We start from the raw sequence: 17,141 nt of genomic DNA on the forward strand, positions 1-17,141 counted from the left end.
TCGTTCCCGCTCGGCGCACAAAGAACGCCCGGAGCTTCCCCTGGCCCGGCTTCTGCTCTGCGCGATGGCATGGCCCTCGACGGAGGGCTGGACGCCGGGCCCTCGCGGGCCCCGGCGTCGCTTCATCCCTGGGGCTCACCAGCCATCGACAAGGGCGGTTCATCGTGCCTGATTTCAAATACTCAATCGCGAGCGTGCCCGACATCGATCAACGGTGGGCAGCTTGCCGGGCGGCGGCAGCGCTTTCTGCGTGCCCACCTCGACCATGAACTGGATGTACTACATCGCCAGTCACGGCCGTCCCTCGGTCGCGCCGCCTGTTCGTCGCCCAGGACCGGCACGTCAGCTGATCCCGGCTGCACGAAGCCCGGTCCGCGCCGCCGCTCACGCCCGCTCCGCCCCGCGGAGCCCGTAGCGCTCGATGAGCCGATAGACGAGCTGCCTCGACACCCCGATCGCGTCCGCGGTCCGCGAGACGTTGCCGCCGTGCTCGCGGAGCTTGGCCGCGATGTAACGGCGCTCGAAATGCTCGACCACCGCATCTCGCGCCTCGTGGAGCTGCATCTGGAGCAGCGCGCTCAGGCCGTCCTCGGCCGTGTCGACCGCGGGGCCCTCGGCGCGCTCCGCCGCGCCCGCCGGCGAGGGCGCCTCCGCGCGGCGCGCCGGCGGCGCGGCCTCGACCCTCGAGGGAGCCAGCGCGACCCCGAGCGCCTCCCGCGCGAGGTCGGGGAAGATCACGAGCCGGGAGACCATGTTTCGGAGCTCGCGGACGTTGCCTGGCCAGTCGTGCGACAGCAGCACATCCATCACGTTCGGGGGCAGATCCGACAGGGCGCGGGGGGGCGACTGGGCGGCCAGGAAGCGCTCCACGAGCGCCGGGATGTCGTCCTTGCGCTCGCGCAGGGCCGGCACCCGCACCTCGACGACGGCGAGACGGTAATAGAGGTCCTGGCGGAACGTGCCCTCGGCGACACGCGCCCGGAGGTCCCGGTGGGTGGCGGCGATGACGCGCGCGTCGAACGAGCGCCACTCGCTCGATCCCACCCGGCGGATCTGGCGCGCCTCGAGCGCGCGGAGGAGCTTCGGCTGCAGATCGAGCGGCAGCTCCCCGAGCTCGTCGATGAACAGCGTCCCGCCGTCCGCCTGCTCGAGCAGGCCCGCGTGCGGGGCCACGGCGCCCGTGAAGGCCCCGCGCGTGTGGCCGAAGAGCTCGGCCTCGACGAGGCTCGGGGCGACGGCGCTGCAATCGACGACCACGAGCGGCCCGTCCCTCCTCGGGCTCGCGGCGTGGATCGCCCTGGCGAGCACCTCCTTCCCCGTGCCGGACTCGCCGAGGAGGAGGATCGTCTCCGAGGTGGCCGCGGCGCGCTCGAGCTGGGCGAAGAGCGCGCGCATGACGACGCTCCTGCCGATGGCCTCGCCGAAGCGCTCGGAGGCCGACAGGCGGACGAGCGACGGGGCGCCCTCGAGCGCGATGGACAGGCGCGTGCTCCCGATCGTCGCGATCGCGCCGACCGGCAGGATCGCCTCCATCACGGGGATTTCGCCGATGAACGTGCCGTTCTTGCTCCCGAGATCGCGCAGGACGACGCCCCGCCGGGTCAGCTTCAGCTCGCAGTGCCTGCGCGACACCCGCGCGTCGGGGACGACCAGATCGCACTCCGGGCCCGTGCCGACGACCATCAGGTCCATGGTGAGGCGCGCTTCGCGGGTGAGGTTGTGCGGGAGCGTCGCGATCACCCGCGCCGACGGCAGGACGATCGAGCTGTCCTCGCCGTCGGTCAGGGTGCAGATCTTCGTGTCGTCCCCGCCCATGAACGCGGGGCCATGTTCGCGCGTCCCCCCCGCGCGTCAAGGTTCGGAGCTCGATGCACGCCGCCCGCGGCGCGAGCTGCCGGGGTTGACGCCCGCCAGGCGATTGCTTCTCTTCGAGAGCAGGCCATGAGGGGTGCATCGGTGAGCGGCGGGTCGAGAATCGCACGGCGGACGGGGGCCGCGCTGGCCCTCCTCGCGCTGCTGCCCGGCTGTTACATCGACCTCGACGGCCTGACCGGCGGGGGTGTCGGCGGCGGGGGCGGCGAGGGTGCCGGCGGCGGGGGCCTGGCCGGCCCCGACGCCGGCGACCCGGGGCGCTGCGCGCCGACGGACTGCGATGGCCCGTGCGTGGTCGCCGCGGCCGAGGAGGCCGGCGGCCCTGCGGCGATCGCCGCGGCCGGGCCGTACGTGGTGTGGACGAGCCGCGCGAGCGATCGCCTCCGCCGCCTCGACCCGGCGACGGGCGCGGTGGAGGATCTCGTGTCGTCCATGCCGTCGCCGGGCCTGCTGGCGGCCTCTGGCGAGCTCGTCGTCTGGGTCGCCGCCAACGGGCTCTGGCGGTGCGCGGTCGACGATTGCGCGGCGGGGGCGACCTCGCTCCTCGCCTTCGGCGCGGGCGACGCCGAGGCCGTGCGCGGCCTGGCGACGGACGGGCGGCACGTCTACTGGACGCGCGACGAGCCGAGCGGCACCGCCGGCGAGCTCTTGCGCTGCCCTGTCGCCGAGGGCTGCGGCGCGGCCCCGGAGCTGCTCGCGCCGAGCCAGTCGCACCCGCGCGGCGTGGCGGTCGCCCCGGGCGACGCGGGGAGCGTCGTCTGGGTCCAGCGCGGCACGGGCGCCGATTTCGGCCGGGTGCTCGGCCTCGACAAGGGCGCTCCGTCCGGCGCCGTCGCGGCGCAGATCGCGGTGCTGCTCGACTATCCGGACCGGATCGCGCTCGGCGACGCGGCGGTGCTCTGGACCTGGGCCCACCCGGACGGGACCTCGGGCGGCGTCTCCCGTTGCGGCCTCGTGGCGTCGTGCGCCGCGGCGGAGCTCGCGCCGCAGGCCGAGCCGTCGCGGCCGCTGCGCGAGCCCGCGGCGCTCGTGATCGACGGCGCCGACGCGTACTGGGCGGACCGCGGCGGGGGCACGGTGATGCGCTGTCCGACCGCGGGCTGCCCCGGCTATCCCGAGGTGCTCGCCGAGGGCCTGACGCGCCCCGCGGCCGTGGCGGTGCAGGGCGCCTGCGTTTACGCCACTGACGAGGCCGGCGGCGGCCGCGTGGTGCGCGTGGCGCGGTAGCGCCGTGTTGACCGGGCGCATCGCTGGTTGCATGAGAGGAGGAACCACGGAGGCGCGGAGGACATGAGCCAGTTCGACCATCGATCGGGGCAATCCATCGAGATAGATGGGGCGAGCATCTATTACGAGATCGTCGGCCCGGACGACGGTCCGGCGCTCCTCTTGCTCCACGGCGGCTTCGGCGACATGGAGGACTTCAATGGGCTGCTGCCGGCATTGACTCGGAGGTACAGGGTCATCGGCGTCGACAGCCGCGGGCACGGGAGGTCGACGCTCGGCGAGGTCCCCTTGACGTACCAGCGCCTCCAGGAGGACGCGGAGCAGATCGTCGACCGGCTGAAGCTCGGCAGGTACAGCGTCATCGGCTTCAGCGACGGAGGCATCGTGGCGTACAGGATGGCCTCCCGGGGGGCGTCGGCCATCGAGCAAGTGGTGGCGATAGGCGCCCAGGGCGACCTGCCGGAGGACGATCCGGTGCGAGGGATCCTGGCGAAGGTCACGCCGGAGAGCTGGCGCGAGCGGTTCCCTTCCACCTACGACAGCTACCAGCGGCTGAATCCGGCGCCGAACTTCGACGCGTTTGCCCGGGCGGTCGTCGCGATGTGGCTCGACGCGGGCCCATCCGGGCACCCGAACGACGCGGTCGAGAGGATCGGTTGCAAGGTGCTCATCGTGCGCGGGGAGGACGATCACCTCGCGCCGAGAGACGCTATCGACAGGCTGGCGAAGCGGATCCCGGATGCGAGGGTGCTCGAGATCCCGGGCGCCGGGCACGTCGCATTCCAGGACCAGCCGGAGCTGTTCCTGCGCGGCGTGGGTGAGTTTCTCGCGTGAGGGGGGCTTCCGGCGACCCGGCGCCCGGATGGCCGTCGCAACCGACCGCGAATGCCGTGCGGGGACATCGCAGCGCATCGTCGGATCGAGGTCCTCGCTGAAGCAGGTGTGGGCGGCCGGGATCGGTGTAGTATTCGAGCATGGCAAGGACGGCTCCGGTACCCAACATACCTGCAATACCCGGGATGAACCCTGGCGTCTTCGTGATGGGGGGAGGCGGTGGCGGTGGCGGCGGCGGGGGGCGTGGAGGCCGCGGCGGCAAGGGTAGGCAGGGCGCCGGCGGCAAGAACGGTGGCCGCCGGGCCCGGGGAGGCGGCAGAAACGCACGATCATGCGGGCCGGGTAGCGGCGGCGGTTGTTCCAACCCGGTCCACGGGCGCCGCGGAACCCACGCGGGGGACCCCATCGATCCCGTCACCGGTCGCGCCTATACGATCGCGGTCGCGGATCTTTCGCTCCCCGGACCGCTGCCGCTCGTTCTGGAGCGCGCCTACTCGAGCTCGGCTGCGGACGAGGACGTCGGCCTCGGGTTCGGGTGGAAGCATTCGCTCGCGTGGTCGATCATCGAGACCCGTTCGGAGATCCGAGTCATTGAGCCGTTCGGCTTTCCCACCATCGTCGAGAAGCCAGACCTCGGCGAGACGCTCCCCTTGCCGTGCGGGCGGCTCCGACGGCTCGAGCACGGGTACGTGCTCGAGCGAGACGATGACCTCTATATCTTTCGCCTGGAAGACGCCCGCGACAGACACTTTCGTCTCTCGCGCATCACGGATGCGAACGGCTCCGCTATCGAGCTCCTCTATGGCGATGCTGGCCTTTCGGCCGTGGTCGACAGCGCAGGTAGGCTGGTTCGCGTCCGTCGGAACGCGGCGGGCCGAATCGCGGCGTTTGAGGTCAAAAACGCCAAGTCGCAAGGACAATGGGTCGCCTTCCGGCACTATGTGTACGACGACGCTGGCAACCTGGCCGCCGCGATCGACGCCCGCGGCTACGCCGAACGGTTCGCCTACGACGAGGAGCACCGCCTGCTCTCCCGCCTCACGGCCGCCGGCTTGAGCACCGAGCTCCGGTACGACGGCGAAGGCCGGTGCGTCGAGAGTTGGTGTCACCGAGTCCGCGGCGAAACGGGCCTCGCTCGGGATATCTCTGCGACGCTCGCGGACGGGAGCACGCAAGCGAAGGGCTTCCTGCACGTCAAGGTCGACTACTACGACGACTTCTGCGAGGTCATTGCGTCGCGAACGATACGACGCATCCACGGCAACGATCTCGGGATGACTGATAAGGTCGTCTCGGGCGGCGGTGTCCACACCCAGGTGTTCGACGACCTGGGACAGCTCGTGTCGTACACTGACGCGAACGGCGGCGAATGGCGGTGGGAGCGGGACGCCCGTGGCCTCCTCGTGCGCACGGTGAACCCACTAGGCCACACGAACGAGTACGAATACGACGAGCGCGGTTTCCTCGTGCAGGCGTGGGACGCCCTCGGCGGGTTTGCACGCTACACCCGAGACGAGCGAGGGAACGTCCTATCGATCGACGACGATGCGGGGAGCGTCGCCTTACTCCGATACGACCCGCGCGGTCTCCTCGTCGCGGCGACGCTTCCCAACGGAGGGACGACGACGCTCACGTATGACGAGCAGGGGAACCGCATCGCGATCGTGGAGCCGGACGGAGCCGCCAGACGAATTCATTACGATTACCTTGGCCGTGTCCTGTGCATCGTCGATGAGCGCGGCATGGGGACGTGGCTCAGCTACGACGAGTGCGGAAATCTACGTGGCGTACGCGGGCCGACGGGCGACGTGGCGTTCTACGAGTACGACGAGGACGGCGAGCTTGTCCGTATCACCGATCAAGACGGTCGCTCGACGACGCTCGTGCGCGGCGGCTTCAACGTCGTGATAGGTGTGGTCCGCCCTGACGGGACGATGGTCCGCTACTTTTACGATCGAGAGCAGGAGCTCGTGCGCATCGTCAACGAGGTGGGGGACGAGCGCCGGCTCGATCGCAATAACGAAGGTCGGATTGTCGAGGAGCATACGTTCGACGGGCGCAACGTGAGCTACCGCTATGATTTCCAGGGGCGGATCACGCGGATCGACTATGGTGAAGGCGATTTTGTGGAGCTCGAGTACGACGTGCTCGGTCGGCTCATCACGCGGAGCTACTCCGACGATCGCGTCGACCGTTTCGAGTATGATGCGGCAGGTCGTCTCACCTCCGCCGAGAACAACGATGTCGCTTGCGCCTACACATACAACCCACGCGGCGACGTCACGCGACAGACGACCACCTACGCCGGGGATGTCCACCTCGTGGACTCGACATTCGACGCGCTCGGCGCACGCACCGGGATGACCAGCAAGTGGAGCCGGCGGCAGACCGGCGCCGTGCCGGCAGCGGAGCTGGAGATCCGTTTGACCCGGGATGTAGTGGGTCGAGCGCTTCAGGTGTGGCATGGCCCGACGACACCGATAGAACTCCGTTATGATCCTCATGGCACGGAGAGCTTGCGGTTGCTGCCCCACGGGGGCCGCATCGAGACGGAGATCGGGCAGGATCGTTCGCTCTCGCGCGTCACTGTGCGACGGCCCTCGAGCGACCGGGCCGTCCGGCCGGGAGAACCGGCGTGGGTCGGCTCGTTGCAGGGCGAGGAGACGCTGCGACGCTCGTTCGCCTGGTCTCCGGGGGGGCACCTCCTCTGGGTCGACGACGCGGGGGTTGGCCGAACCGAGATGAGCTACGACGCGAACGGCCGCGTGCTGGCGGAAAGGCCGAACAAGGGCGACCCGACGGTGTTCCGCTACGGACCGAGCGGCGATCTCGATGAGCCGACATCGTCGGGGACGAGGCGTCGTTACGGTAAGGGTGGTCGCCTGCTGGAGCGTGACGGCGTCGTGATGCGGTATGACGGGCGCGGTAGGCTTATCAAAAAGTGCGTTCGTGGCCTCTCTGGCACGACGTCCGAGTGGACGTTCTCCTGGGCGGCGAGTGGTCTACTTTCGTCCGTGGTGAGCCCCGGAGGGGAGCGCACGGAGTTCGTCTACGATCCGTTCGGCCGGCGGATCGAGAAGCGTACGCGGAAGGGCAACGAAATCGTCTCGAGAACGAGCTATGCGTGGGATGGAGAGGTCGTGCTGCGCTCGGCAGAGGAGCGCCTCGCCGAGACCGGAGCCGTGGTCTGTCAGACCCGTGATTATCTGCAGCTCCCGGACAGCCTGGTTCCTCTCGCGCAGCGCGTCTGCACCGACCATCAGGACGCGCGCTGGGAGTACTTCCTCTCGAATTACACGACGCTGCAGCCGGAGGCTTTGCTCGACGGCAACGGCGAGGTGCTCGCGCGCATCGGCGCGTCGCTCCACGGGAAGGTAGACCCAGCGAAAGCCCATCTGACCGATATCCGGTTGCCGGGGCAGGTCGCCGACAGCGAGACGGGCCTCCACTACAACCGATATCGTTACTATGATCCCGACGCAGGCGTCTTCATCAGCCCTGAACCGATCGGTCTCGAGGGAAGCCTCCTCACGTATGCGTACGCGGACAACATGCCGCTCCGTGGCGTCGATCCCGACGGCCTGGCCGTCGTCCGATCCACCGTGAGGGGTGTGGGCGGAGACGGGCGGCCGATCTCGACATCAGTCGACGCGAACGGCTCCAACGTGAATCGGCCGCTGCACCCGGCGGTAGCCGCCGCGCTACCAGCTCACAACGCCCGTGGACGTTACCAGAGCACAGGGATGGAGCACCCCATCACGCAGTGCGGTGATCCGCACGCGTTCAGCGATTACATCCGTGCGTGGGAGAACAGCCACACCCCCCCGCGACGATGCGACCCGGCGACTGCGCGCGGCCGGCGCAACCTGCGTGACGCTCTGCGGAGCGTAGATTCGTTCGAATCCAACCAGATCGGCAAAGGGGCGGGGCCCCGCGCTCCATGCCCGAACTGCTCGCAGACCATCTCGCGTCTGCATGCGCTCGCCGGGCTGCCTCCGCCCCGTTCACAGCGGACCGGCCCCATGCAGCCGGGACAACGCGTCGCCCCGCGAGGTGAGCGGGCGACCAGGGGCACCTACGAAGACCCGCAGGGGGACTCGGATCTCGCCGCCGTGGTGCGCGGCGGGCCGGGCGCCGATCCTCGCCAGCCGAACCGGGCTAGGTACGAGGAAGCGGTCCGGCAGATGGGCTGGCAGAACCCCGGCCGCGCGGAGAACATCCCCGAGGCGGGCGCATATCGCTACGATAACCCGAGCCCACGGCGCAACAGCCAGGGGCGGTGGCGGCGCGTATGATCCAACTCTCCGAACAGACATCGGCCTATCTCCTCCATGTTCCGACGGTGACGGCCTGGGCGCCCGATGCTGCCAGGGCCGCGCTTCCAGAAGCCGCGCGCTCTCTTGAGGCCGCACTGTACGAGGCGACCGGGAAGCGGGGTATTCCCGTGCTCGCTGGCTGGGTGCTCGGCCATGCCGCGGCGAGCGCCTTGATGAAGCGGCCCGATCCTGCGACCCGAGATCGCGTCCTCATCGCCGAGCACCCGCTGCGCTGCGCGATCTTCCTCGATCGGAACGGTCGCGCGCTCTCGTCGGAGCATCCGCCTCGGGTGCTCGCTGACGATCCGGCGTCGCTCGTCGACCGACTCGTTGCTCTGGACTCCTTCAGGGATCCTGCGTTCTCTCTCGTCGCCCTTGGACGGTGGGGAAAAGCCCTGGGGCGTGAGCTCGGCATCCCGCCGATCGGCCGATCCATGGGACAAGATCTCTGGATCGCCACGGGGCGCGCGTTGATCGAAGAGCAATGGAGCGAGACGACGGTCGCGTGTGTCGCCGCGGACGACGTGGCGCGCTGCCTCCGGTTCGCCGCTCGGAAAGACATCGCCGTGTGCTTCTCCGCCTCGCCACCAGAGACCGCGCCGCCTTCGCTCCTCGCGGACGAGGCTGCTGGCCTGGTATCGGTCTATGTACGGGAGGAGCATGGACGCACCGCCAGGATAGATGCGCGGCCGACGGGAGCAGGGTTCGTCCAGCGCCTCGAGAGGTACGGCGACGTCATCGAGCGCCGCGAGATCGCCCCACGTCGTGTGACCGTCACGTCGTCGCCCGTCCTGAAAGGCGCCTCACCAAGGCTCGCCCGCTACGCCGTGTCAGCGCCGCTCGGCCGGGCAGCGAGCCTCACCTCCGTGGAAGGCCTCTCGACGTATCTTGCTGAGATGGGCTGCCGCGGGTGGGATGTGTTGCTGCACGTCGAGGCGCAATTCGGCGGCCTCATCCAGGAGCCGCTGTGGCCGGGCCCGCCGAGGATGCGGCTCGGGCCCTGGCTGGCGGTGAGGCTCGCGGAGGAGCTCGAGGCCGAGGGGCGGGGAGACAGCCCCGACGCCGAGGAGTTGCCGCGTGCTTTCCCGTTCCTGCGGTGGGGCGAGCACGAGCTCTGCCTCATCGGCACATTCGATCAGGATCAAGACCTCTCCATCGATCCGCGCGGCTTCGTATTCCTGGGTGATTGCGAGATCGGCCAGCTGTCATGCCTGGCGCAGTCGGTGCTCGGGATGCTGGAGAAGGCGGCCCTCGTGGATGAGCGAGCGAACGGCTGGGGCAGGCTCGCTGCGCTCATCGTGGACCGCGACCTCGGTGGCGACTTCGCGGAGCAGGCGGGCACGACGTGCGTCGATGAGGCATCTGACGTCGTGAGTGCGCACCATGTGGGCGAGCTGTCATGGATCCACCGCGTGTCGGAGCTGGGTCCTAACCGGGCAGAAACCCGGATCGTGGCGAGGACATCGGAAGAGCTCGTGCGGCTCGCCCGGCTCGCTCGCGAGCTCGCGCCTGAAGCCAAGCTGCGCGTCGTGACGTCCAGCCTCGAAGGGCAGGCTCGCATCGCGGCGCTCCATGCGGCGGGCCTGCGGGATGTGACATCCATTCACTGAGGAAGCGCTGGCGGGGTGCTTTGCGCATCGTGTCGCGGCGCGAGCGCGCGGGTCGCATCGGTTTCACGCCACTCACCCGGTTCGAGCGGAGCCGCACGACCCGGCTTCGGCCCCCAGCAAGGCAACGCCGCACCGCGCCGCCGCACGGCGCGCTGGCGCGCGTCGTCGTCGCAGCGCCGTCACGGACAGCGCGGCGCCGTGTACTCTCCGCTCGGGTTGCCGCCCATGAGCGCCGCGTCGGTGGTCACGCGGAACCGCACCTCGGCGCTGTCGATCGCGAGGATCTCGAGCGTGCCCGAGCCGAAGAGCGTGCCGCCGCCCTTCGGGCAGTCGTCCGGCGCCGGAGAGTAGGGCGCGCCCGTCTCGAAGACCGTGGCGTGGAGCGCGAAATCGTCGAGATCGTAGACGCCGACCTGCTGGTAGGCGATCGGCAGGACGAGGCGCAGCTGCCAGTGCCCACCGCAGGGGAGAGCGCTCGGATAGACATCGCAGGACTCGCCCATGTCCGAGATGTGCAGCATGAGGTCGTTGGGATCCTGGTCGGGCTGCCCGCCGGCCGCCGCGGTCGAGACCACGCTGCCGGTCTCGTTCATGATCTTATCGTAATACGCCTGCACGAGGGCTTCGCGCTGCGCGCGCGTCATCGCGACGGCCGCCGACAGCGGGCCCGAATCGCCACCCCCGCCGCCGCCCGCGCCGCCCGCGCCGCCCGCGCCGCCGGTGCCAGGCGGCCCCGGCGGATCGCTCGAATCCGGCGGATCGTGCGCGCCGCCGTTGAAGACGTCGGAGATATCGACCGAGCTGCCGTCCCAGAAAGCAGGGTCGCAGGCGGTCAGCATGAGTGGAATCAAAGCGACAAAGACCGATCTGTTCTTCATGGCTGTGCCGACCATGCAGCTCCGGTGCCAGGGCGGGAGAATGCGAAAAGCGCTGCTCGCGGCGATTCAGACCCTCGGCGCACGATAGCGCCGAGTGCCAGATTGTGCCGTGGCACATGCGCGGGAGCTCGATGGCCCAAGGGCCGCATGGCAGCCGGCCAGCGGGCCTTGGTCGCCGGCTCCGCCGCCATGCGTCGAGCTCGGCGGGCGGGACATCGTTCCGGACGTTCTGTATTCTCCTCCCAGGACACGCCGCCAGGAAGACCGCCATGTCGCAACGTTGGAAGATCGCGGCCCTGCCGCTCGCCTTTGCGCTGCTCGACGCCGGCTGCGCCGACCCCGGACCGGACGTTTCGCCCGGCGCCACGGGCGGCGGCTCCAGCCCGGTGAGCTCCGCGTCCACCTCGACCGGCGGGGCCTCGTCGAGCGAGGCCAGCAGCGCGTCGACAGGCCAGCCGCCCGGCGATCCGGTCGAGGTCGACTGCCGCACGCCGGGGGACGGGAAGTCCACGCTGGCCTTCGTCAACCGGTGCGACAAGCCGCTCCAGTTCCTGGGCAGCCTCATCGAGGGCGGGGAGCTCGGCCCCGGGCAGTTCGCGTGCCGCGACGTCGGCACCAGCGAGGAGCCGCTGTCGTCGCTGCGCTACTGGGCGTATGCTGGGTCGGACCCCGGCGGCGGCCGACACACGCTGGCCGAGATGACCCTCAACACCGATTTCAACGATTTCGACTGGTACAACATCAGCCACGTGGACGCGCACAACCTCCCGCTGGCGATCGTGCCCGTCGGCCTGCCGGACTGCCGGACGCTGTCGTGTCCGGACAGCCTGCTCGCGGGGTGCCCGGAGGCGGGCCGCTACGAGGACGCGAGCGGCGCGACGATCTCCTGCGTGAGCCCCGACCGGGACGATCCCACGAACCCCGTGGCCGTGTACTTCGAAGAGCGATGCAAGGATGCCTATTCCTGGTCGGGCGACGACCAGGAGTCGATGGCCGCCTGCGCGGGGGAAGACTACGACATCGTGTTCTGCCCTTGACCTGCTCCCTCGCATTCCCGCGCATCAGGTCAATCGCCGCGGCATCACGGAACAGGGGATCCCCGGGCGCGGCCCTCCGTGCTAGGTCAGCCGCGTGGCCACCAAGGACCGCCGCGCCCGCAAGCAAGCTCCGGAGGTCGGCCGCCGCCTCCCGGTGGCCCCGGGGCCGCGCCGGGGGCGGCGAGAGCCCGCCGCGCTCCCCGACACGATCTCCTGGTGGGCCGCGTTCTACCGGGTCATTCGCCGGATCCCCGCGGGGCGGGTGTGCACGTACGGCGCGGTCGCCGCGATGGCCGGGCACCCCCGCGCGGCGCGCCACGTCGGGTATGCCCTCGCCGCGCTCAAGGAGACCGGCGACGGCGCGGGCGTGCCGTGGCAGCGCGTGCTCGGGAGCCGCCCACGCCATCGCGCGGCCGTCACCATCAAGGATCCGGTGGGCGGCGCGCTCCAGCGCATGCTGCTCGAGGCCGAGGGCGTCGAGTTCGACGATCGCGGCAACGTGTCGCTCGATCGCTTCGGGTGGTTCCGGAGCACGCCCGCCGCCGCGCCCGCGAAGAAGGCCCGCGGCGCGGCGCCCCGGAAGCGGCGATCGTGAGGCCGCTGCTCCTTGCCATCCGTCTCCTGCCGCTGGCTCGGTCCGGTTCTGTGAGGCGCTCTCACGAGCGCCGCAGCCCTGGAGCAGAGCGGCCCGTCACAGCGTGCGACAAGCGAGATGGACGGCGCGCACGAGGGTGTCGGCTTCTCCGGTGATCTTGGCGACGGCGGTCCCCTTCGGGCACTTGACCCCGAAGCCCATGCTCTGGACGGGGCCGATGCCAGGGCCGACATTGAGGTTCATGTCGTCCATCTTCCACGCTTCGATGGTCTGGCACAGCAGCTCGACCCGGTACACCCGGTTGTCGTCGACCCAGATGTTCATCCCGACCATGACCTGGCTCGCGGGGCAGATCACGCTGCCGGGCGACCCGCCGTCGCCACCGGCGGTCAGGGTCTGGAAGGCGGTGCCCAGGGTGCCGTCGCTCGCGAGCGGAGCGCACATCAGGCCGATGCTGTCGAGCGAGCCGCCGCTCCGGCCGTGGACGCCGACAGCAACATTGCCGCCCCCACAGTTGATGTCGTAAGAGATGTCGCCGGCGCCGCCGGTGCCGCCCCCGCCGCCGGTGCCGCCATCACCGCCCGTGCCGCCGGCGCCGCCCGTGCCGCTGGTGCCCGTGCCGCCGGCGCCGCCGCCGCCGCCCGTGCCGCCATCGCCGCCCGTGCCACCAGCGCCGCCGCCGCCCGCCTCACCGCCGGCCGTACCGCTGCCGCTGCCGGCCGCGCCGCCGCCCGTCGCGTCGGCGGTGCCCGAGAAGTCGAGCTCGTCGACCCCCGAGATCGCGTTGCATGCCGCGATCCCGCACGCGAGGGCGAGCGCCGCGGCCATCACCATCGCGCGTGGCTCCGTCGTCCGGACTGCTGCGTGCTCTCTCATCAGAAGCTCCCGTGGAGGGTGACCTGGCCGGCCCGGAGCTCGCCGGCCGTCGTGCCGGGCGGTCAGCGACCGGGGCGTCCAGGACAACCGGCCTCACCATACCTGCGAGGGGGGGCCAGCGTCATCGAAAAATGCGCGCCTCCATGGACGTTACAAAAATCGTCAGGTGGCACGTCGACTCGATCACGGAAGCCACCCGCTCCGGCAACGAGGTGTGTGAGAGGAAACGGGACGCCGGGAGCGCGGCGGTGCGCCTTCGCCATGCACACTTCTTCGTATCGACATCGAACCTCCCGTGAGGGCGCGTTGCGTGTGTTCGCTCGGGCATGAGGCGCCGAGACGGCTGCATCCGCAACGACCTACGCCGCGCGCAGGCGCTCGATGAAACCGCGTGAACCCTTCTGACGATGATGGCCGAGGTACATCTGGAATGCGCAAATATATAGTTCGTGTCCCCACGCCGTGGGGCGCAGCGCGTCTGCGCTCGTTGCGCAGCTGCGCTCATGGGTTCGGCTCGGTGGCCGGGCACATCCTTCGGCCGTCGGCGCTCGCCGTCGGCCTCGTCGCCCTGGGTTGTGCGTCGGAGAGCCCCGAACAGCCCGATCGAGGCGAGGCCGGCCAAGCCAGGCAGCCCATCGTCATCCCCTCGGGCTTCCAGCACCAGGTGATCGCGACGGGGCTCAGCCAGCCGACGGCGATGGCGATCGCGCCCGACGGCCGCATCTTCGTCACGCAGCAGACGGGGCAGGTGCGCGTCATCAAGAACAACGCGCTGCTCGCCGCGCCGTTCGTCACCGTCACGGTCGACAGCGTCAACGAGCGAGGCCTGGTCGGCATCACCCTCGACCCGAGCTTCTCGAGCAACGGTCACGTCTACCTCTTTTACACCTCGACCAGCGGCAGCGCGCACAACCGCGTCAGCCGCTTCACGGCGAGCGGCGACGTGGCGGCGGCCGGCAGCGAGGTCGTGCTCGTGGACTTTCCCCCGCTCAGCGCGGCCGGCAACCACAACAGCGGCGCGCTCCACTTCGGCAACGACGGCAAGCTCTACGTCGCGCACGGCGACAACGCCGAAACGGCGCACGCCCAGGACCTGAACCACACCTTCGGCAAGATCCATCGCTTCAACGCCGACGGCAGCATCCCCACCGACAACCCCTTTTACGGCACCTCCACCGGCCTCGCGCGCGCCATCTGGGCGTACGGCCTGCGCAACCCGTTCACCTTCTCCGTCGAGCGCGCGTCCGGGAAGATCTTCGCCAACGACGTGGGCGGAGGCGACCCGGAGGAGATCGACCACATCACGCGCGGCTCGAACTACGGCCATGGGGGCGGCCCCTCGCCGGTGCCGCCGGTCCACGCCTACCCGCGCGACGCCGGGCGCTGCGCGATCACGGGCGGCACCTTCTACAACCCCACGGTCGTCAACTTCCCGCCGTCCTATGTCGGCAAGTACTTCTTCGCCGACTACTGCTCCAGCCAGATCTGGTCCATGAACCAGGACGGCACGGGCGTCACCGTCTTCGCGGACGACTCGAACGGCGAGCTGAACAACCCCGTCGACCTCGACGTCGGCCTGGACGGCTCGCTCTATTACTTGCAGCGCGGCAGCGGCGCCAAGGTCGGGCGCATCTACGTGGCGCAGCCGGCCTGCACCACGAACGCCGATTGCAGCGACGGCGACGTCTGCACCGGCGCGGAGACCTGCGTCGCCGGGCAGTGCCAGGCCGGCACACCGCTGAGCTGCGACGACGGCGACCCCTGCACGACCAACGGCTGCACCGCCACGAGCGGCTGCGCCTACACCGACAACGGCCAGTGCTGCGCGAGCTCGGCGACCTGCAACGACGGCTCGACCTGCACCACGGACTCGTGCGTGAGCGGCATGTGCCAGTACGTGGACAACGGCAGTTGCAACAGCTGCGTCAGGATACGCTCCCAGCGCACGAACAACTACCTGGTGCTCGACGCTGCCAAGAAGGTCGTGCCCGGCGCCACGCAGGCGGCCGCGCAGATCTTCGAGAAGGTCCCGTCGGGGGCCGCGTTCAAATTCAAGAGCAGCTCCGGCGATTACCTGCGCGTGGTGGCCAATGATCTCACGATGGACGCGACGTCGGCGACCGCCGCCGCGTTCGCGGAATACGACTGCTCGAGCGGCGGCCTCTACCCGAACGGCAAGGGCTACGCGGCGCTCGCCGGCGCGGCGCCGCACTGGAAGGCGACAAGCACCGCCGGCCCGATCAAGAGCGGCGACGGCGGCAACGGCACGAGCTGCGTGACGGGGGACGCCACGTCCTGGGAGCGCTTCTATCTCGAGGCGACGGCCTGCGGCAGCGCCGGCCCCGCGTGCGGCGACGGCGCCTGCGACGCGGGCGAGACGTGCGGCAGCTGCGCCGCGGACTGCGGCACGTGCAGCGGCACACCCGCCAAGCTGACGCTGGCCCACGTGAGCGACAGCGGCGGCTGGTCGAGCGCGGCCGGCCTCACCGACGGCAACCTGACCGCCAAGGTGAGCAGCGCGGCCTCGCCGAGCTGCGCCACGTACGATCTCGGCGGGACCTACACCATCAGCTCGGCGCGCCTGCTCGAGGACAACGATGGCGCCTGGCATACGGACACTTGGAAGGTGCAGTACCAGACCGGCAGCGGCTATGTGGACGCCTTCGCGTACACCGACACGCCGAGCGCGATGCCGGCCTGGAATACCGTGGACTTCGCCGACGTGCCCGGCGTCTCGCGCGTGTCGGTGTGCATGCAAAACGTCGGCGGACCGGTCGAGCTCGCCGAGATCGAGGTCTGGGGCTTCCCTGACGCCGGCCCGGTCTGCGGCGATCGCGCTTGCAACGGCGGCGAGACGTGCGCGAGCTGCCCCTGGGATTGCGACACCTGCATGGGGAGCCAGCTCGGCCTCGACGCGCGGCCGTCGAACACGGCATGCGTGGCGGGCGATGGGGCGATCGAGCCGCCGGTCCTCCTCAGCGACCACCCCTGCTTCACCAGCGTCGCGAACCCGCCGGCGCTCGCCCCCGGGGTGATCCCGTACGCGATCGCCGAGCCATTCTGGTCGGACGGCGCGGTGAAGTCGCGCTACCTCGCTTTGCCGGACGGCACGACGTTCGACGTGAAGAACGACGGCGATTTCGAGCTGCCGCCAGGGGCCGTCACGATCAAGAGCTTCCAGTGGCAGGGCCAGTACTTCGAGACACGCTTCTTCGTGCGCTTCACGAACGGCACCTACGGAGCCTACACGTACCGGTGGAGCGACGCGCAGGACGAGGCCTTCCTGGTCGATCCTATCGACGGCGCCTCCAGGACGCTCGCCGGGGGCCACGTCTGGAGCTACCCGACCGAAGCGCAATGCTTCGAGTGCCACACCAGCGCCGCCGGTTTCAGCCTGGGCCTCGAGACGCGGCAGCTCAACGCGACCCAGCTCTATCCGTCGACCGGCCGTACGGCGAACCAGTTCGACACGCTGAACGCCATCGGCATGCTGAGCGGCAATCTCACCAGCCTGCCGCCGTTCCCGCCGCACGCGCAGCCGGACGCGTCGCTGCAGATGCGCGCCGACGCTTACCTGCATGTCAACTGCTCGAACTGCCACCGCCCGGGTGGCCCCGGCTACGGCACCGCGGACTATCGCTACGACACGCCGCTTGCCGGCAAGAACATCTGCGACCAGGAGTCGATCCTGACGGCTTACTCGGGGCTCGCGCTGATCGAGCCGGGCGCTCACGAGGCGTCGGTGGTCTGGCTGCGCATGAGCCAGCGCGCGGCGAGCTTCATGCCGCCCATCGGCAGCAAGCTCGCCGACGGCGGAGGCGCCGCGCTGCTAGCGCAGTGGATCGACGGCCTGACGGGCTGTCCCTAGAACGACGGTCGCGTCGAGATGCGGTGTG

10 protein-coding genes are annotated in these 17,141 nt (G+C 70.1%); 7 read left to right on the forward strand and 3 right to left on the reverse strand.

Annotation, left to right across the window (positions count from 1 at the left end):
- Window positions 1-384 precede the first annotated feature (384 nt).
- The gene (locus WME98_RS40490; protein ID WP_437947013.1) at window positions 385-1,815 is read right to left on the reverse strand and encodes a sigma 54-interacting transcriptional regulator; all 1,431 of its coding nucleotides are present in this window, start codon (window positions 1,813-1,815) and stop codon (window positions 385-387) included.
- A 126-nt stretch (window positions 1,816-1,941) separates the two neighbouring features.
- Between WME98_RS40490 and WME98_RS40495 the strand changes: the two genes are divergently transcribed.
- The 4 genes from WME98_RS40495 (at window position 1,942) to WME98_RS40510 (ending at window position 9,859) form a co-directional block, all read left to right on the forward strand.
- A complete protein-coding gene (locus WME98_RS40495) occupies window positions 1,942-3,099 on the forward strand; it encodes a hypothetical protein (RefSeq protein WP_437947014.1) in 1,158 nt (385 codons plus the stop codon).
- Window positions 3,100-3,162: 63 nt separating this feature from the next.
- Entirely contained in the window at window positions 3,163-3,933 is a 771-nt protein-coding gene (locus WME98_RS40500; protein WP_437947015.1) for an alpha/beta fold hydrolase, read from the forward strand.
- Between the two features lie 140 nt (window positions 3,934-4,073).
- The gene (locus WME98_RS40505; RefSeq protein ID WP_437947016.1) at window positions 4,074-8,228 is read left to right on the forward strand and encodes an RHS repeat-associated core domain-containing protein; all 4,155 of its coding nucleotides are present in this window, start codon (window positions 4,074-4,076) and stop codon (window positions 8,226-8,228) included.
- Window positions 8,213-9,859 (forward strand): hypothetical protein, encoded by a 1,647-nt coding sequence (locus WME98_RS40510; RefSeq protein ID WP_437947017.1) that lies wholly within the window; start codon window positions 8,213-8,215, stop codon window positions 9,857-9,859. The genes WME98_RS40505 and WME98_RS40510 overlap by 16 nt, the downstream gene beginning before the upstream one ends.
- Window positions 9,860-10,038: 179 nt before the next feature.
- Here WME98_RS40510 and WME98_RS40515 read toward each other — a convergent pair whose 3' ends face one another.
- Window positions 10,039-10,698, reverse strand: a complete 660-nt coding sequence (locus WME98_RS40515) for a hypothetical protein (protein ID WP_437947018.1) — start codon at window positions 10,696-10,698, stop codon at window positions 10,039-10,041.
- 308 nt (window positions 10,699-11,006) lie between these two features.
- Between WME98_RS40515 and WME98_RS40520 the strand changes: the two genes are divergently transcribed.
- Window positions 11,007-11,774 (forward strand): thaumatin family protein, encoded by a 768-nt coding sequence (locus WME98_RS40520; protein WP_437947019.1) that lies wholly within the window; start codon window positions 11,007-11,009, stop codon window positions 11,772-11,774.
- Window positions 11,775-11,868: 94 nt separating this feature from the next.
- Complete coding sequence (locus tag WME98_RS40525; protein WP_437947020.1) at window positions 11,869-12,369, forward strand: MGMT family protein; 501 nt, start codon at window positions 11,869-11,871, stop codon at window positions 12,367-12,369.
- 96 nt (window positions 12,370-12,465) lie between these two features.
- On the opposite strand, the gene WME98_RS40530 is transcribed toward WME98_RS40525, so the two are convergent.
- Window positions 12,466-13,203: a hypothetical protein gene (locus tag WME98_RS40530; protein WP_437947021.1), complete on the reverse strand. Its 738-nt coding sequence runs from the start codon at window positions 13,201-13,203 to the stop codon at window positions 12,466-12,468.
- A gap of 559 nt (window positions 13,204-13,762) precedes the next feature.
- Between WME98_RS40530 and WME98_RS40535 the strand changes: the two genes are divergently transcribed.
- A complete protein-coding gene (locus WME98_RS40535; protein WP_437947022.1) occupies window positions 13,763-17,113 on the forward strand; it encodes a PQQ-dependent sugar dehydrogenase in 3,351 nt (1,116 codons plus the stop codon).
- The last annotated feature ends 28 nt before the right edge of the window (window positions 17,114-17,141 follow it).

It is taken from the genome of Sorangium sp. So ce296, from assembly GCF_051529605.1.
GTDB classification, from domain to species: Bacteria; Myxococcota_A; Polyangia; order Polyangiales; family Polyangiaceae; genus Sorangium; species Sorangium cellulosum_D.